General features: G+C 43.0%; 12 protein-coding genes. 7 read left to right on the top strand and 5 right to left on the bottom strand.

Features of this window, described 5'->3' with window-relative positions; translation table 11 throughout:
- Position 1 precedes the first annotated feature (1 nt).
- Together ACVW2L_RS08630 and ACVW2L_RS08625 are read left to right on the top strand one after the other, a co-directional pair.
- Positions 2–1,822, top strand: coding sequence for an arylsulfatase (locus tag ACVW2L_RS08630; protein ID WP_457127561.1), 1,821 nt, complete (start codon positions 2–4; stop codon positions 1,820–1,822).
- A gap of 74 nt (positions 1,823–1,896) precedes the next feature.
- Complete coding sequence (locus tag ACVW2L_RS08625; protein WP_457127560.1) at positions 1,897–3,444, top strand: sulfatase-like hydrolase/transferase; 1,548 nt, start codon at positions 1,897–1,899, stop codon at positions 3,442–3,444.
- A gap of 79 nt (positions 3,445–3,523) precedes the next feature.
- Here the strand turns inward: ACVW2L_RS08625 and ACVW2L_RS08620 are convergent, their stop codons facing one another.
- Entirely contained in the window at positions 3,524–5,077 is a 1,554-nt protein-coding gene (locus tag ACVW2L_RS08620) for a sulfatase (protein WP_457127559.1), read from the bottom strand.
- Positions 5,078–5,095: 18 nt separating this feature from the next.
- Positions 5,096–6,259 (bottom strand): formylglycine-generating enzyme family protein, encoded by a 1,164-nt coding sequence (locus ACVW2L_RS08615; protein WP_457127558.1) that lies wholly within the window; start codon positions 6,257–6,259, stop codon positions 5,096–5,098.
- Positions 6,260–6,614: 355 nt separating this feature from the next.
- Here ACVW2L_RS08615 and ACVW2L_RS08610 point away from each other — a divergent pair, with 355 nt between their 5' ends.
- From ACVW2L_RS08610 to ACVW2L_RS08600, 3 genes are all read left to right on the top strand, one after another.
- Positions 6,615–9,113: a TonB-dependent receptor domain-containing protein gene (locus ACVW2L_RS08610; protein ID WP_457127557.1), complete on the top strand. Its 2,499-nt coding sequence runs from the start codon at positions 6,615–6,617 to the stop codon at positions 9,111–9,113.
- A 76-nt stretch (positions 9,114–9,189) separates the two neighbouring features.
- Positions 9,190–9,516: a hypothetical protein gene (locus tag ACVW2L_RS08605; RefSeq protein WP_457127556.1), complete on the top strand. Its 327-nt coding sequence runs from the start codon at positions 9,190–9,192 to the stop codon at positions 9,514–9,516.
- The gene (locus ACVW2L_RS08600) at positions 9,513–10,541 is read left to right on the top strand and encodes an IS3 family transposase (RefSeq protein WP_457127555.1); all 1,029 of its coding nucleotides are present in this window, start codon (positions 9,513–9,515) and stop codon (positions 10,539–10,541) included. The genes ACVW2L_RS08605 and ACVW2L_RS08600 overlap by 4 nt, the downstream gene beginning before the upstream one ends.
- 42 nt (positions 10,542–10,583) lie before the next feature.
- Here the strand turns inward: ACVW2L_RS08600 and ACVW2L_RS08595 are convergent, their stop codons facing one another.
- From ACVW2L_RS08595 to ACVW2L_RS08585, 3 genes are all read right to left on the bottom strand, one after another.
- Positions 10,584–11,165, bottom strand: coding sequence for a hypothetical protein (locus tag ACVW2L_RS08595; protein WP_457127554.1), 582 nt, complete (start codon positions 11,163–11,165; stop codon positions 10,584–10,586).
- A gap of 175 nt (positions 11,166–11,340) precedes the next feature.
- The gene (locus ACVW2L_RS08590; protein WP_457127553.1) at positions 11,341–11,838 is read right to left on the bottom strand and encodes a helix-turn-helix domain-containing protein; all 498 of its coding nucleotides are present in this window, start codon (positions 11,836–11,838) and stop codon (positions 11,341–11,343) included.
- Positions 11,839–12,521: 683 nt separating this feature from the next.
- Positions 12,522–12,992 carry a hypothetical protein gene (locus ACVW2L_RS08585; protein WP_457127552.1) on the bottom strand — a complete coding sequence of 157 codons (471 nt, stop codon included), beginning with the start codon at positions 12,990–12,992 and terminating at the stop codon, positions 12,522–12,524.
- A gap of 59 nt (positions 12,993–13,051) precedes the next feature.
- On the opposite strand from ACVW2L_RS08585, the gene ACVW2L_RS08580 reads away from it, so the two are divergent.
- Entirely contained in the window at positions 13,052–13,207 is a 156-nt protein-coding gene (locus ACVW2L_RS08580) for a hypothetical protein (protein ID WP_457127551.1), read from the top strand.
- Between the two features lie 33 nt (positions 13,208–13,240).
- On the top strand, positions 13,241–17,350 hold the full coding sequence (locus ACVW2L_RS08575; RefSeq protein ID WP_457127550.1) for a hybrid sensor histidine kinase/response regulator transcription factor: 4,110 nt from the start codon (positions 13,241–13,243) through the stop codon (positions 17,348–17,350).
- Positions 17,351–17,669 lie beyond the last annotated feature (319 nt).

Genomic DNA, 17,669 nt, shown 5'->3' with positions numbered 1-17,669 from the left:
AATGAAAAAAATTATAGCATTAGCGATAGGCGGGTTATTCCTATCGCAGGCAAACGCCCAAAACATAACCCAGCAACAGCAACCTTTCAAAGGGGTGATCGGAAAAACCCTGGCCGAATCAAAAGAATCCTGGACACTACCGGTAAAGGCACCAGCCGGCGCGCCTAACATAGTATGGATACTGCTGGATGATGTAGGGTTTGGCGCTACAAGTACATTTGGAGGCGTAATTAATACGCCCACCTTTGATAGCCTGGCCAATAACGGGTTACGTTTTACCAACTTTCACACAGCCGGTATTTGCGCGCCGACCCGCGCCGCTTTACTAACCGGCCGTAACCACCACTCCGTACACGAAGGTGGGTTTTCACACGAGATTTTAGCAGCCGGTTTTCCGGGCTATGATGGGAAGATCCCTTCAGATAAAGGAACCGTTGCAGAAATATTGCGTGAAAGCGGCTACAATACCTTTGCCGTGGGTAAATACGGCTTAACGCCAGATGCTGATACCAGCGACGCCGGACCTTTTGACAGATGGCCATCAGGTAAAGGCTTTGATCGTTTCTTCGGTTTTTTAGGCTCACAAACCGATCAATACAAACCGGCGCTCGTTCTGGACAACTATTCGGTTAAACCCGACGGCCGTCATTTAAATGAACAGATCACTGATAAGGCGATCAGTTTTATTGATGCGCAAAAGAAAGCTGCGCCAGACAAGCCGTTTTTCCTTTACTACTCACCGGGTGCCACACACGCCCCACACCAGGTACCCGACAAATGGCGCGATATTTACAAAGGCAAGTTTGATAAAGGCTGGGACGTATTCAGGGAAGAAGTTTTCGCCAGGCAAAAAAAACTGGGCGTAATTCCTGCCAACGCTGTATTACCGGAGCGTAACCCTAATATAAAAGCCTGGGATAAGTTATCTGCCGACGAGAAAAAGCTGTATGCCCGTTTCATGGAAGTGTATGCCGCATTTCTAACCTACACGGACCACGAGGTTGGCCGTGTAATTAATCACTTAAAAGAAATCAAGCAACTGGACAATACACTTGTATTCGTAGTTATTGGCGACAATGGTGCCAGTAAAGAAGGTACTCTAAACGGTGATATAGACCGTTCTTTGTTTGCTAATGCTTTGTCCGAAGAGGAAAACGTTAAGTACAATCTGGCCAAAATTGATAAGATAGGTACGCCTGAAGGTATAGAGGCGAATTATCCTTTAGGCTGGGCACAAGCGGCTAATACGCCATTCAAATACTGGAAGCAAGATGCCAATTCTGAAGGTGGTACCCGTAACCCGCTGATCGTATTTTATCCAAAAGGAATAAAAGAAAAAGGCGGTATCAGGAACCAATATGGACATGTTATCGATCTGTTGCCAACTACACTGGAATATATCGGCATAAAAGCACCAGAGCAGATCAGGGGCATCAAACAGGATGAGATACAAGGCACTTCCCTGGTATACTCTTTTGATAACGCCAAAGCGCCATCAAAGCATACCATTCAGTATTATGATATTTTCGGTACACGTGCCATATACAATGATGGATGGAAAGCGTCTTATGCTTTTAAATCTACTGTAAAAAATGCATTAAGCAACGATTTCAGCGTCTCTAAGGAAAGTGCCGACGGATGGGAACTGCATAATCTGAACGAAGATTTTAACGAGCGGATCGACCTCTCTAAAAAGAACCCGGCGAAGCTCGAAGAGTTAAAAAAACTATTTGACGTGCAGGCACAAAAGTATAATGTCTATCCAATAATCACCTGGGATGATGTTTTCAAAAAGATCATCAGCAGAGGCGGTGTAAAATAAAACGGGAACAAATCAGGGAAGGGGCGTAAGGCCCCTTCTTCTTTAGACAATTAAAATTTAATACTGAATAATATATGTTAGTTAAAAAAACGATCACATGTTTAAGCTTGGCGATAACGCTTACGCTCTTAGGTTCAGGCTATACCGAAGCGCAAGTTCAAAAGAAGAAGAGCCCTAATATAATAATCATATTAGCGGACGATTTAGGATATAAGGACCTGCATGCTTATGGTAACAGCAGTATCAGAACCCCAAATATTGATGCACTGGGCAAAACAGGCACCCGCTTCACCCAGGCGTATTCAACGGCTGCCATCTGTTCACCCTCCAGAGCCGCATTAATAACCGGGCGCTACCAGCAGCGTTTTGGCTTTGAGTATTTAGCCGGAAATAAGAGCTTAAAAATTACACCCGAATTTTTGAAGCAGTACCAGGCTATGTTTGCCTCTATGCGTGCTTTGGGTCAGCAACAGGATACCACTACTTACGCTGCCGGTCAATTCGACGGACTGCCGAAAGGTTTGCCCGCGACAGAGACATCACTGGCTTCGCTGTTAAAGCAAAAAGGTTATAGTACAGGGATTGTGGGCAAGTGGCATTTAGGTGATGAGGAATATAACCCACTCCAACATGGCTTTGATTACCAGTATGGCTTTTTAGGCGGATCGGGCCTTTATGCGCCGGAGCACTCAACCGGCGTAGTTGATTACCACTTGCCCTGGTGTTTCAGTGATGCACCCGGATGGCAAAGAAACGCGCTGCTGGGGAGCAATATACTGCGCAACAACACAGTAATTGATGAAAAAGGCTATTTAACCACGCGGATAGGAGAGGAGGCTGTCGCCTTTATCGATAAGAATAAAAGCAAACCGTTTTTTCTATATGTGCCTTTCAATGCACCTCATGATCCTTTTCAGGCCTTACAATCCGATTTTGATAGCTACGCCAACATCTCAGATACTACAAAAAGAGTCTATTTTGCGATGATAACCGCAATGGACAGGGCAATCGGTCAGATTGTTAGCCAGCTAAAAAAGAACAATATAGACCAGGAGACCATCATATTTTTTGCAAGCGACAATGGTGGTGCAACTTATACCCGTGCCACAGACAATGCGCCACTAAAGGGCGGCAAGCTTTCCGTGTTTGAGGGAGGTTTCCGCGTTCCGTTCTATGTAGTTTATCCGGGTAAGGTTCCTGCAGGCACGGTTTACGATAAGCCGGTGAGCTTGCTGGACGTTTTTTCTACAGCAGCAGCGGCGGCAAAAATTGCCTTACCCAAGGGCAGAGATTATGATGGGATAAACCTTGTTCCTTATCTTAATAACACCGTTAAATCACCGCCACATAACATTTTATACTGGCGCAGCGGCTTTAACAAAGCCATACGTAAAGGCAACTATAAGCTATACGTAAACCAGCGTATTAACAAAACATTCTTGTACGATCTCGCTAAAGATGTATCCGAAAAGAGCGATATCGCCACGCAATTTCCGGCAAAAGTGCAGGAATTGAAGAACGACTTAAAAGCATGGGAAAGTAAATTAAAAACACCTAACTGGCCTAATTCCGCTAACTATCTGTTAGATGTAGATGGCGAGAAGTACCCCTTCCCGCTATAAATAAATAATAGCCTAAATAAAAACAGCTGCTTTATAAAGCAGCTGTTTTTTGTTTATAGGAATCAATTTGTTGTATTCACTATATCGGGAAGTAATTCACGTCTTTGCCGTTTTCGTAACACATATACCATACGCTCGGCCAGGCAGCCGGCGGCAAACCGTTCTCCCATAGCTTTAATTCGTTCTGTAGTTGTTTAACCTTTGCGGGATTCTTTTTAAGCAGATCTGTTTTCTCGGAGATATCCGTCTTGATATTGAAAAGATAAGTTTTTCCTTCTCTTTCATTAATATATAATTTATAATCCCCTGAGCGAATGGCTTTAGCCCAGCCCGATTTCCAGTATAAAGTATTATGCGGATTACCTTTATTATTCCCTGCAACAAACGGCAATAAATTAACGCCATCATACTTTACACCTTTTGGCAATTCCGCTCCTGCTGCTGCTGCAACGGTAGGTAATATGTCAAGCGTAGAAACAGGGGCGTCATACACTTTGCCTGCCGGTATTACCCCAGGATATTTAATAAAATACGGCACCCTTATTCCACCCTCGAAATGTGTGGCTTTTCCAGCGCGTAACGGCTCATTATCATAAGCATGGGTGTAAGAAGCACCTCCGTTATCGCTGGTAAAGATGATAATCGTGTTTTTATCAAGGTTCAGATCTTTCAGTTTTTGGGTAATAATGCCAACTGCGTTATCCAAGGATTTTACCATGGCCTGATATACCCTTTTAGTGCTGTCGGCAACTGTCGTTACGCTGGCAAAATCTGCTTTTGTAGCCATAAAAGGATCATGAGGCGCATTGAAAGGCACATACAGAAAGAAGGGTTCATCTTTATTTTTCTCGATGAAGTCGGCAGCTTCATTCGCGAAACGGTAAGTAAGATACTCGGTGGTTTTTACCGCTTCACTATTCTTGCGTAAGGTAACCGGCCCTTTACCATATTTTATTATGCTGGCATTCCAGTATAAATGAGGCAGATCTTTTGTTATCAGGTCAACGTCATCTACCGAACCGTAACGTGAACCGCCGGATAAGAAGCCGTAGTGATAATCAAAGCCGTGTTTTTCCGGAATAAAATCATCCGTTTCACCTAAGTTCCATTTGCCGACAATACCCGTTTTATATCCACGCGCTTTCAACAGTTCAGCAATCGTGGTTTCCTTTTCAGGTATGCCCTGTTTTATCTTTCCGTAAGCTTTATAATCTATGCCGTCGGTGTACGTAACACCAAAAGGTTTTAACGTCTTCCTGGAATCCGCTGCGTGGGCGCTATCCTGCACGCCCCAGGTTTCCGCCGTTGCCGCGAAGAACTCAAATCCGAAGCGCTGTTGATAGCGACCGGTGATCAACCCGGCGCGGGATGGTGCACATATAGGCGCAGATACATAGGCCTGCGAAAATTTTGCCCCCTCTTTTGCCAGTGCATCAATATGGGGTGTTTGAATCAGTTTACTTCCGTAAGAAGAAAGATCGTTATAACCCAGATCATCTGCCAATATGAAAACCACATTGGGTCGGTCCGTTCTGCTTTGTGCCTGCGATGTAAAACCCACAAGGGCGGTTAAGGCCATTGCTGCTATACTGCGGTTTATCAATTTGGTTGAGTGTTTAGATGCCTTATTCATATGAAATGATTTATTGAACTATTTATCCTGAACACATCTGAAACCCAGATGCTCCATACCACTATCTTCTGATGTTTTCATGCGCCTTGCTACCCTGTAACCCGAGCAGTAATTATCATTACATAAAAACGAACCACCCCGAACCACCCTTTTAACAGCGTAAGGCTCATCGGGATCATAAGATTTTGAGGGTCCCTTGGGATTGGAAATACCTTCGGGCTTATTTATAGTTGCGTAATACTTATTATCATAATAATCCGCACACCACTCCCAAACATTGCCGGCCATATCATACAAACCATAGCCGTTTGCAGGGAATGATTTTACGGGCGATGCGTAATAGAATTTATCCTGCAAAGTGTTTTTATAAGGGAAATCACCTTGCCAGTAATTGGCTTTTGCTTTGCCTGTAGTAATAGATTCATTACCCCATGGGTAAATATTATTCTTTAATCTACCACGGGCCGCCCATTCCCATTCTGCTTCCGTTGGCAGGCGCTTACCGGCCCACTTGCAATAAGCCAGCGCATCGTAATAAGAAATATGAACTACAGGATAGTTCTCTTTTCCTTTGAGATCGCTTTTGGGTCCGTGGGGGTGTTTCCAGTCGGCTCCTTTAGACCATGACCACCATTGCGCATAATCATCCAGATTAACCGGTTTTGTTGACGGTACAAAAACCAGCGATGCAGGTACTAATAATGATGCGTCAGGCTTGGGTGTGCCGGGAGGTACCTGTTTCTTCAATATTTCCCAGTCCGGCTTTTGCTCTGCAGTAGTAACATAACCGGTAGCTTTTACAAACTTGAAAAATTCTCCGTTGGTCACCTCTGTAACATCAATCCAAAAGCCTTTAACACCGACTTTATGCTTGGGGTACTCGTCTTTAGCGGCTTGCTTGTTATCGCCGCCCATCATAAAACTTCCTGCATCCACCCATACCATGTTAGCATGTTTGGCATCAGCAGTTAGTCGATTGCTTCCTTCCTCAAGGGCCACCTCTATGGGGTTCGATGCAAAGCGCTTAGGGATATTGGACGAGCAACACACTTTAGGCGCTTTCAGGGCAGATGAAAATGTGGCATCTACCACCGGTACCGGTGCGTTTTTTTTCTGTTTGCATGAAGAAATAATGATTACAGTAATTAATGTAAAAGCCCAAATTTTTGTAATGCGAATCATTTATGGTAAAAATTAAAATAAGAAAAATTAGATTGACGAAGTCGTAAACTTTGAGCCTGTGGATAGTAAGCCTCAAACTTTTTATTAAAGCAGATTGCAACAACAGTTGAGGACCATTGTCTGTTGATAGCGGTTCATAGCTAATATTACAATAGATGTGTTTTCAGATAAATGGTTATTCATAACAGTATTGCTCGTGCCAAATATAGTAAAATCTATAAATTCTATAGATTTAATATATTTTTTTGTTGTTTTAAAAATGGTAGCTTAGATTTGGCGCATAAAGATTAGGATGAGGTGCCATCTAACCCTTTAGTTTTACTACTTATTGTTTATTCATACTTTTCACTTTTAAATGTCTTACATCCTTAAAAAAGCGTTTACCCAACACTTCCTTAAAATCACGTTTATTGCCATTCTGGTTTTTTCTTTTTCTTCGTTGTTTGCTCAAAATGCTGTTATCAAGGGTGTTATTGTTGATCAGCAAAGTAAACAGCCGGTTGAGTATGCCAGTGTTGCCTTACTTACGAGCGCCGATTCTTCGTTAGTAAGTGGCACCCTATCAAAAGCAAACGGTTACTTTGAGTTTGATAAATTACCAGCTGGCACCTACAAACTCAGGATAGCCTTTATTGGTTATCACAATAAAAATACGGCACCTGTTACGTTAAACACGGGTACACAGATAGACCTCGGTAGCATCGCTTTAACCCCCAGTCAAAAACTTTTAAACGAAGTGCAGGTAAGCGGGCAGGGGGCAAATGCATTGAATAAAATAGACAAGCAATCCTACCGCGCAGGTCAGTTTGAAAGCGCCCGTGGGGGCACCGCCATTGATGTGCTGAAAAATCTACCTTCAGTTACCGTGAATGGCGAAGGTGCAATAAGCGTACGCGGCTCGACCGGTTTTTTAGTGCTGGTAAATGGGAAGCCTGTATTAACCGATGCGCAAACCGTGTTAAGCCAGCTAGCGGCAAATAGCCTGCAAAATATTGAGTTGATAACTTCACCATCCGCAAAGTATGATCCGGATGGCAAGGCCGGTATTATAAATATCATCACAAAGAAGGGTGCAAATGACGGCTTTACCTTATCCGCTAATGCGCAGGCGGGTTTGCCGAGCACAACTGACCATAACAACAAGGAAAAGCCGCAACGCTTCGGCGGCGATCTGACGCTTAATTACCGAACAGGCAAGTGGGATATATCTGTAAGTGGCAACTACCTGAGGGCCGATGTTAACGGCTATCGTGAAGGCGATGTTTATACGCAAAACTTTGCTAACAATACCATTACCCGTTTCCCGTCAAACGGAGAGCGCAGTTTTGACAAATACAATTACGCCGGCAGAGCTTCAATCAGCTTTACTGCTGATCAGAATAATACATTCTCCGCAGGCTTCTTTACCGGCAAACGGTTCCAGTCGCGCCGGGCAGATCTTATCTATAACAACACTACATCTGACCTTACAACCAACCAGGTGATTAAAAGTCTTACTTATTATAATTCCAATCTACAAACCAAAGAAGGTGCATTCGCATTGGCTAACTTTGATTACACACATACGTTTACCGATAAATCGACATTAACTACATCATTGTTGTACGAGCACGCCGACCTGAATGGTGATACAAAAAACAGCAATGTACATTATCCCAACACCGCAAACCTTATTCAATATGTTTATAATCCTTATAAAAACCCTATAAAAGGTTATCGGTTTAAGTTGGATTATGCAATAGACATTGGCAAGGGAAAGCTGGAAAGCGGATATCAATGGAGATATGACACGCAGGATGGGCAGTTTGGTTACGAGGTAGCACCGCCTGCCTCGCAAAGTGATGCAGCGCGTTTCCGGGGCAGGGCCGAGGCGAAGAATCAGATCAACTCCTTTTACTCACAGTACTCCGGCGAACAAGGAAAACTTGCCTATACAGCCGGTTTACGCTATGAATATGCCGCACGGACAGTTAATTTATCGTATGATCCTCTTCCGCATAAACTAAATTTATCCAATTTATTTCCTTCGGCCAACTTGCTGTATACGTTTAAAGAAGGTTGGCAGGCCAAAGCCGGATACAGTAAACGTGTGCAGCGCACCACTAATTTTGAACTGAACCCGATACCGGAAAGGGAACACTCAGAAACGTTGGAGCAAGGTGACCCGGACCTGTTGCCGGAATTTGTGGATCTGGCCGAATTGGGTCTGATCCGGACTTTCTCTACAAGATCATTTTTTACCTCCCTGTACTATCAAAATATTAAAAACCCGATACAGAGGGTAAATAGTGTTTATGCTGATACCATTTTGAACCGTGTATACACCAACGCCGGCTCGGCCCGCTCTATCGGTTTTGAAGCTGGAGCTAACGTTCAGCCGCTAAAATGGTGGACCTTATATGTAGGAGCCAATGTATACAACTATAAGATAAACGGCGATCTGTCCATTTTGGGTGTACGTTCAAACGTATCCAATGCACGCTGGGTATATTCCCTAAATGCTAATACCAACTTCAAGATCAGTTCTACATGGAGCGCGCAAGCCAATGTAAATTATTTATCTAAAAGACCCACGGCGCAGGGCGAAGATTCTGACTTCCTGGTTCCGAACACTTCAATAAAAAAGACCTTTATGAACGGCCGTTTTTCGGCGACCCTCCAATGGCAGAATATGGATTTGGGACTGAACAAGGCCAACCGGCAGCGCATCACCACGCGTGGACGCGATTTTTATACGACTACAAATTACATTTACGAGACAGATGTCGTCCTGCTGAACTTCAGCTTTAATTTGAATAAGCTTACCGGGAAATCCAAACTGCCCAGCAGCGAATTTGGGGATAAAGAGTTTTAAGTCAACTGGATAAGCTGCAATGCGCCTGCGATCCGACTTGACTTGTCGTGAAATGGGTTGACAAAAAAGGTCAACCATGAGCAAAAATAGAAACAAGCAAGAGATTATAGCAGAATATTTGTTAGGAGACACAAGTACACGTAAATTAGCCATGAAGTATGGCTATGGCCGTGTTACCATATCAAGATGGGTTATGGCATATCAAAGACAAACAAAGAACCACCCTTTAAAGTATTCCAAAGCTATTTTGGAATCAAAGGAAATGCCGGTTACTGTAGAGGAGCTACAGGAAGCCTTGCGCTTAAGCCAGCTTAAGGTTGAGCTGCTGGAAGCGATGATCGATATCTCGGATGAACAGTTTGGTACCGATATCCGAAAAAAAGCTGGAGCCAGGCAGTCATGAGAATAGAGCAAAGCAGCGGGCGTAGTTTATTGCTGCTATGTTTACTGTCTGGCCACAGCCGTCAGGCTTATTACAAACAACGTTCACAAGCGGAAAAGGAGCCATTACAAGAAGATCTCATTGTTCAGCAGGTGCTCAAACACCGCCGGTTGCAGCCTCGCATAGGTGGCCGTAAACTGTATTTTTTAATCAAAGGTTTTATTGTTAATCGGGGAATAAAGATGGGCATGGATGCCTTTTTTAAGCTGCTGGGCAAATATGAGCTGCTCAATAAACGCCGCAGACATAAAGTACGCACAACCAATTCTAGCCATTGGATGAAAAAACATCCCAACCTGATCAAAGATGTCACTCTCACCGCTTCCGACCAGGTATGGGTGAGCGATATAACCTATATGGCATTACAGCATAAAGATGCTTTCCTGAGTTTAGTAACTGATGCATACAGCCGTAAGATAGTTGGGTTTCATTTAAGCAATAGCCTGTCAGCCGAAGGGACAGTAAAGGCGCTTAAAATGGCTATTGCAGGGCGCAGGGAACTACCCGGGCTTATCCATCATTCGGACCGGGGCGGACAATATTGCTGTAATGACTATGTAAGTGAACTCACCCGCCGTCAGATCAGCATCAGTATGACCCAAAGCGGTGACCCAAGGGATAATGCTATAGCTGAAAGAGTGAATGGAATACTCAAGATGGAATTACTTGAACCGGTATATCAGGATTTACAAACCGCCAGAGAAGCCGTTGAGAAGGCGGTAAACACTTATAATTACCTTCGTCCGCACAGCAGCATATCTATGTTAGCGCCTGCACTGGTTCATGGCAGGGATATTCCGGTAAAACGACGCTGGAAAAACTATTACAGAACTGCCAGAGAGAACAGGCAGGATGTAGTTATCAACAAAACAGAATCATCTTTGAAAAAGAAAAAAAGAAGCAAAAAAAGAAAAACGCATCAGGATGTGAACAACGCTGCGCGTTCCCCACATCCTGACACGACAAACAAACAAGCAATTAATTAACTTTATTAAAAATCACTGTCAACCTTTTTTGTGACAAGTCAACTACGACCAAAATCCTTTGACCCTGATACGGCTGTGTCCCATGTCCTTAAGGGCTCTCCGTAGCTTGTTCACCAGGTGATGATTGCCCGTCAGAAAAAAGCGCGTGTAGTCAGTACAATAGTTTTGTCGCTGGAGCCACGCAATCATTTGCGCTTCGTCTACTATCGGTTGTAACGGCGAGCGGAAATAGTCTTTGAAAAGCCCCTGTTGTTCCTGGTTTTGAAGCAGCACGGCACCGTCGAAGCGGCTGAGCGGCAGCGTAAGTTGTTGTAAGGCTAAAAGATGTGCAAGGCTGCTGGCATCGCCCAGGGCGACTACCAGATCCATGGCATGCAGCGGCTGCCTGGCGCTCACTGCCTTAAAGAAATAAACGGTATCTCCGTTGCGCAAACTCTGGGCCCACTGACTGCCGGGTCCATCATGCCCAGTGTCAACCAGCAAGGAGCAGGTGCTGGTTTCCGCATCCCAGGCAAAAGGCGTATAATCACGGTAAGTAAAGCCTGCTACTTTGAATTTAATATAAACGGCTTCTGTCCAGTTTTCCATCGCCGAACCCGGAAGGTGAAGGTCGATTTCCGTCATACCTGCGTTTGTTCAGTGCCGTACTTCCAGTAGCCTTCCGGAGTTGAGCAGCAGTTCGGAAGTCTTCTTTTTTATTTTTTGTAAAATGGATGTTTCCATGTCTTTGCATTTTAATGATACAAAGAAACGGCCTAAGCGAAGCTAAAACAATGCAGACGGCAAGGTAATGACTGGACTATTCGTGGTATTGCGCACGGAAGGCTAATGGCGTAAGCCCTGCATGTTGTTTAAATAAACGGAAAAAATAGGCGTGGTCCGCATAACCCAGTTCCTGGGCGATCTCTTTTACGCTAAGTGAGGTGTAGTATAGTAGACGCTTGGCTTCCAGCATCACTTCCTGGCTGATCCAGTAACTGACCGACAAACCGGTTACCTGTTTCAGTGCTTCATTAAGATAAGCCGATGAAACGTTTAACTTATCCGCATATGCCGAGGGGCTTTTAATGATTTTATACGACAAACTCAATTCCTGCTTGAATGACTGGGCAAGTTCAAATTTACGCGAACGCTGGCCTTCTTGCTTGTCCAATCCCTTATATTCAGCAGCGACCATCCCGGTAAAAGCTTGCAACAACGCGTAAAGCACCTGGCGATAAAATGCGCTGCCCGAATCACTTTGATAATGAGCTAACAATGGTAGCAAAACATTACGGTACCGCTCTTGTGCTGCCACGTCTAAATGGATCGGTTGCTGTAAAAGAAGTCGTACCTAATAAAGTTGCAATATAAATATTGTTTGCTCATGTGATTTAATGTATTTAAGTTCCAGATATCTTGGTTATACTAATTTTGTAAAGTTATTAACCTTTTAATATCCTAAATGGCTTATAATAACCACATTACCATGAAAAATGACAGTGATCTTTTTAAATTCTAATTACTCTCTCAGCCATTGTCCACAACTACAAATGGTTCCCTTGTATTTAAAGAAACAATGAAATTTGTTATAAAATTGTCTGCACATGAAGGGGAACGGTTGGTTTTACAGACAATAATCATCAATCCGGGTCACGCACGCACCCGGCTTTAAAGAAATTTTCTTGGCAGGGTTCATTACGGCACTTGCAATAAATGGTGTTATTCCTGAAAGCGTGTCTGCCATCAATGCGGATGACCGGCGCATCCATCGCTTGACCTGGTATTGCTTGGGTAGGCGCCTTCCGTTCCGGATTTTTTGGAAGGCGCTGTGGTTAATGAAAAGATTATTTGGATGAACAGACTATCATCTGCGATGGAGTAGGCGCCTTCGGTGTGGCGGCTACAGGTATGTTCATTTTTTGGGCGGGCTGAAGATGTCGCCCGAGGACTGCGAGTGTTTAGTTTTTACGACTCCCTAAGGTCCTTGACTTTTATTCATTATTTCAATAATTTATGTTTTTTACCTTCTGATAATATTTGTTTCACGCTTTCTGGTTGAATAAAACATCTGATCAGGCTGCCGGTTTTGCCATACATAGCGACAAATGGCGTGGTTTGTATGGGATAGAAGTCATTCACGAGATAGTTAGGGTACTCTGTTCCGACTGTAATATTTCTGAACCTGGCCAGCTGGTATGTTTTGCTGAAGTCCTGCAAAAGCTTCAGATAGGGGTATTCGGTTTTAGTGCCGGTGATCATAATAATCTGAAAATCTTTAAAGGAAGTAATATTTTCAATAAGATTTTTGGTGAAATTGTGACAATGATAACAGTCCGGCGTAAAGTAAATGAGCAGTGTAGGGTGGCCTTGATTGAGGTCCGTCCAGGATGAATGGCTACCGTCAGGTTTAGTGATATCGTAACGGGGAATTAAAGACCGAGTTTCGGGATTTTGCGCAAATCCGCTCACGCATTGAATTATCAAAACTGCCGGAACAAGTATATGGAAATATCTTTTGATCGCTGATAATGGGAAAACAAGCATATAAGAAACCAACTGGCTATTTTTTCGTAAAAATACTTGGTGCTGAAGTCAGCGAACCGACACAGACAGGTTTTTTTATAACACAAATGTTTGATTTGTCGTGGCAGCAATTGCCTTTTAGTGGAAATGCCATATTTTAACCACCCTCGAACCAATAATTATTTCAACGTTGAATGCGACAAGATAATTCTCATAAACATGTACCACTACAAGTTTCTCGTTTTTGCATAACATTGCTTTGTTGTGTCTTTATCGCTCTAACAAGCCGCGCTCAAGAGAAAATAAAATTTACATCTCTTACCACAATACAAGGATTATCCTCCAATACGGTCAATGATTTACTAAAAGACAACGACGGCTTCTTATGGATTGCAACGAATGACGGCTTAGATAAATTTGATGGAACAAACATCACCGTTTATCGCAATGAGCCGGGCAATGCTTCGAGTTTACCTAATAATGAGGTCACGGTGCTGTTTAAAGATCGGCGTGGCAGGATATGGATAGGCACCTCCAACGGCATATGTTATTATGACACGAATCTTGATAAATTCATAAAATGCAAAAGTCAAGGCAAAGTTCCGGGAGTTGACGACATGGCGGTCAGGGCGATCTACCAGGATAGCGCCGACCTTCTGTGGTTCGGAGGCTACGCGAACCTGGTCACGTTAGATCCTCAAACGATGAAGTTTGATGCTTTACCTATCCAACTCAAAAAGCAAAATACTTCGGCTTTAACCGTGTACCTGAGTTTTTTTGAAGATGAAAGTAAACAAATTTGGATTGGCACAAATAAAGGGTTAGTTATTTACAATAAGCGCACTAAACGTTATGTTCATTTTATACATGATGCCAGCGATAAAAACAGCATTAGCAATAATATAATTAAAAAAATCATAAGGGATAATGAGGGTCATATCTGGATAGCAACCTTTGAGGGTTTAAATAAAATGAATCCCGATAGGAAAAGCTTCCAATTGTTTCCAAAGGACAAAGGATTCAGCAGCTTGGACCAACAGATTCACGCTGTATTGAAAACAGCAGGAAATACTTTTTGGCTCGGAACCGAAAATGGGCTTAATATTTTTGACCTTAAAACAACAACAATAACAGGAATAAAATCCGATCGGGGGAATCCGTTCGGGCTATCAAATCAAACTGTCAAAAGTTTATTTTCAGATGCCGATGGGATCATTTGGTTAGGAACGGCTCAGGGAGGGTTGTTTAAGTATGATCCGCACTTAACGCTTTTCAACTTACAGCAATATAATGAAAGTAATCCGAATAGTCTTACCGGACCTGTCGTTACTTCCTTTGGCCAAGACGCGACAGGCAAAATTTATGTGGGGACCGATGGAGGCGTGCAATTATTTGATCCGGAAAAACGAATTTTCAAGCCAGGAAAGATCAAAAATGTAAAGGCACTTAATGTTAGGTCTATTCTAGTAAGCAAGGAAGGTGTTTTGTGGCTCGGAACAATTCATCAGGGTCTGCTAAAAGTGAATCCCGAAAGCGGAGAATATCAGCGGTATTTACTTCATACCGCTGATAAAAATATTGGGGATAATGACATTTATTGCTTTGCGCAAGATAAATCGGGTCGTATTTGGGTCGGGACAAATGGCGACGGCGTTTATGTTTACGATTCGATTAAAGATGACTTTGTACGCTTTTATGAGCCAAACCAAAGCAAAGAAAAAACTGACAGGCCAGTAAATGGCTACATGCGCGCGTTGGCAGAAAAAGTAAACGGCGATATGTGGATGGGGACTATCGGTGCGGGTATTGAAATCTATCACCCGAAGAAAAACTTGCGGAGGCTAAATAATGCTAACAGTGGCCTGTCAACCGACGCTGTTCTGAGTATTTTTCATGATAATACGGGTCACACCTGGGTCGGTACGCAGGGTGGCGGTCTGAATCTTTTTAATGAAAAAACAGGAAGATTCAAATCTTTTACAGAAAAGGACGGACTTGCGAGCAATATTGTCGGCAGTATCTTGCAGGATAGCAGTGGTAAGATCTGGATGAGTACTGCCAAGGGCATTACTTGTTTTGATCCTGCCAAAGAGGTCTTTAAGAATTTTGATTCGCATAATGGCGTGCAGCCAGGTTCGATGATGGTGGGTGCAGGGCTAAGGTCGAGGGATGGCTCATTGTATTTTGGCGGATATGAGGGTTTCAATTATTTCAAGCCATCTCTTTTACCAAACGATAATTACAGGCACAACGTCAAGTTTACGGATTTGAAAGTTGCCAACAGTACGATCACGCCAGGCGCTGAGTCCCCGATCCAGGCGAATATCAACACGGCAAGGAAAATCGATTTGTCTTATGGGCAAAACTTTTCAATAAGTTTTGTCGCAATAAATTTTACCAATCCTGAGCGAACAAGATACTCCTATCAACTCACTGGTTTTGATAACGATTGGAACTTTACCGGGAAATCACGAACAGCCTATTATACCAATATTGATCCGGGGAGTTATTTGTTTAAAGTCAGAGCTTCAGATGATAAGAGCGGATGGAATGGGAATATGGCCACTATAGAAGTTGTTATTCACCCTCCGTTTTGGAGAACGACTTACGCTTATGTCATTTATGTTATTGCAGCAGCTGCTTTGTTACTTTTTATCAGAAGCAGAGGCATAAAACGGATAGAGGAAAAATACCATTTAGAGCAGGAGCGGTTAAAAAATAAGCAGTTAATTGACGAGGAGCGTAGGGAAGCTGAACGCTTACATGAGCTTGACGAACTGAAAATAAAATTTCTGATCAACTTAACGCATGAACTGCGCACACCGGTTGCGCTGATTATGGCAACATTGGATAACTTATTTGTTGCACCGGCAAAATCGGAGGCGAGCCAAATAAAAGTTATCAGAAGAAATGCCAGGCGCCTGCTTAATTTTGTTAATCAGTTGCTTGATTTCAGGAAAATTGAAGAACATAACCTAAAGCTGAATCTAACGGAAGGGGACCTGATGTTATTTGTCAGAGAATCAGCGGACTCGTTTCGCGACATTGCTGAGCAAAAGGGTATCCGCCTTGAAATAGAAAATGATCCTGAAAGTATAATAGCTCGTTTTGATCAGGACAAAATAGAACGTATTATATATAATATGCTGTCCAACGCTTTGAAATTTACGCATAAAGGCGGGCTGATTAAAGTTGCGTGCTCTGTATTCTTTAAAGAGAACGCTCCTCACTTGATTTTGGTCGTCTCTGATACAGGGACAGGGATCAATGCCGACGACAAAAGCAAAATTTTTGAAAGATTTTTTCAGAGTGGAGGAGATAGTGCTGTACTTAATCAAGGAAGCGGAATTGGATTGTCCATCACCAAAGAATACGTAGAGTTTATCGGTGGTCATATTACCGTTGATAGCGATTCGCGCGGTACGACATTTACAGTGGTGTTGCCCATAATCGAATACCAACTGGCTTCAGCTATACCTCAGGCGACCGGTGATGAAACCGATGCGGATGACGCTGTTTTTGAAACTTCAGCTTTTTTAACTACACCCATCCTGATTGTGGAGGATGATGACGATTTCAGAGCCTACCTTAAGGATTCTTTAAAGGACTATTACCAGGTAATAGAGGCTGCTGATGGTTTGGAGGGATGGAAAAAAGTACTTTCTCTTCATCCCCAGCTTGTTGTGGCCGACGTTAATATGCCGAATATGAGCGGTGTAGAGTTAAGCCAGAAAATAAAGATGGATAAAAGAACGAATCAATTACCTGTTATTCTCTTGACTGCCCTCGGGGGCGAACAGGCCCAGATCAGAGGCCTAAGGTCGGGTGCGAATGATTATTTAACAAAGCCATTTAATTTCCAGATCCTGAACGAAAAAATAAGAAATTTATTGATGTTGAGCCAGGTTTCAAAAGAGACATATTCCCGGCATCTGAGTTATGAGGGGCCTGATATTGTCATTGAATCCGAAGGGGAGAAATTGTTAAAGCAGATCCTTGCTTTTATAGAAGACAATATGGTAGATCCTAATTTATCAGTTGATCAGCTCAGTAAGCATATCGGCATGAGCAGGACGACGCTTTACCATAAGATCATCACATTAACCGGTAAGACACCAATTGAATACATCCGAAAAATAAAACTGGAACGGGCCGCACTGTTGCTTAAAAAAAGTGGAAAAAACGTAGCGCAGGTATCTTTTTTAACCGGTTTTGCATCGCCCAGTTACTTCTCCCGGAAATTCAAAGAAGAGTTTAAGATGCTACCTTCCGAATTTGTAAACGCAACGTCCGAAAAAGGATAGGCGATACTTAATTTCTCCTTCTGCGCCGTTCAAATAAAACATTTGTTTTATTAATTCACCTGAATTGCTAATATTCGGACAATCTCTTCTCTACATCTTTGTAATAATACTGCGACAATAAACCGCGCGGGAAAACCAAATATTAACGAAAATCTAGTCTATGTTGGCGACGCTGCAAGGCATAAGTGCCATGATCAGTATCGCGATAGCTGATTGAACCTAAATACGGGCTTATGATAAGATAACGCACTACATCCATACAATGGCTTTCCAGGAACGGCTTTGTATATGAATTCTGAATTTGGATGATTAACAATTT

It is taken from the genome of Mucilaginibacter sp. HD30, from assembly GCF_054061755.1.
The sequence above is the reverse complement of the archived record's forward strand: the minus strand, read 5'-3'. Positions and strand labels throughout refer to the sequence as shown.

Bases quoted from the DNA above. Each gene is read 5' to 3' on its own strand.
- ACVW2L_RS08630 (WP_457127561.1), top strand. From the start codon at position 2: ATGAAAAAAATTATAGCATTAGCGATAGGCGGGTTATTCCTATCGCAG.
- ACVW2L_RS08625 (WP_457127560.1), top strand. From the start codon at position 1,897: ATGTTAGTTAAAAAAACGATCACATGTTTAAGCTTGGCGATAACGCTT.
- ACVW2L_RS08620 (WP_457127559.1), bottom strand. From the start codon at position 5,077: ATGAATAAGGCATCTAAACACTCAACCAAATTGATAAACCGCAGTATA.
- ACVW2L_RS08615 (WP_457127558.1), bottom strand. From the start codon at position 6,259: ATGATTCGCATTACAAAAATTTGGGCTTTTACATTAATTACTGTAATC.
- ACVW2L_RS08610 (WP_457127557.1), top strand. From the start codon at position 6,615: ATGTCTTACATCCTTAAAAAAGCGTTTACCCAACACTTCCTTAAAATC.
- ACVW2L_RS08605 (WP_457127556.1), top strand. From the start codon at position 9,190: ATGAGCAAAAATAGAAACAAGCAAGAGATTATAGCAGAATATTTGTTA.
- ACVW2L_RS08600 (WP_457127555.1), top strand. From the start codon at position 9,513: ATGAGAATAGAGCAAAGCAGCGGGCGTAGTTTATTGCTGCTATGTTTA.
- ACVW2L_RS08595 (WP_457127554.1), bottom strand. From the start codon at position 11,165: ATGACGGAAATCGACCTTCACCTTCCGGGTTCGGCGATGGAAAACTGG.
- ACVW2L_RS08580 (WP_457127551.1), top strand. From the start codon at position 13,052: ATGGGAAAACAAGCATATAAGAAACCAACTGGCTATTTTTTCGTAAAA.
- ACVW2L_RS08575 (WP_457127550.1), top strand. From the start codon at position 13,241: ATGCGACAAGATAATTCTCATAAACATGTACCACTACAAGTTTCTCGT.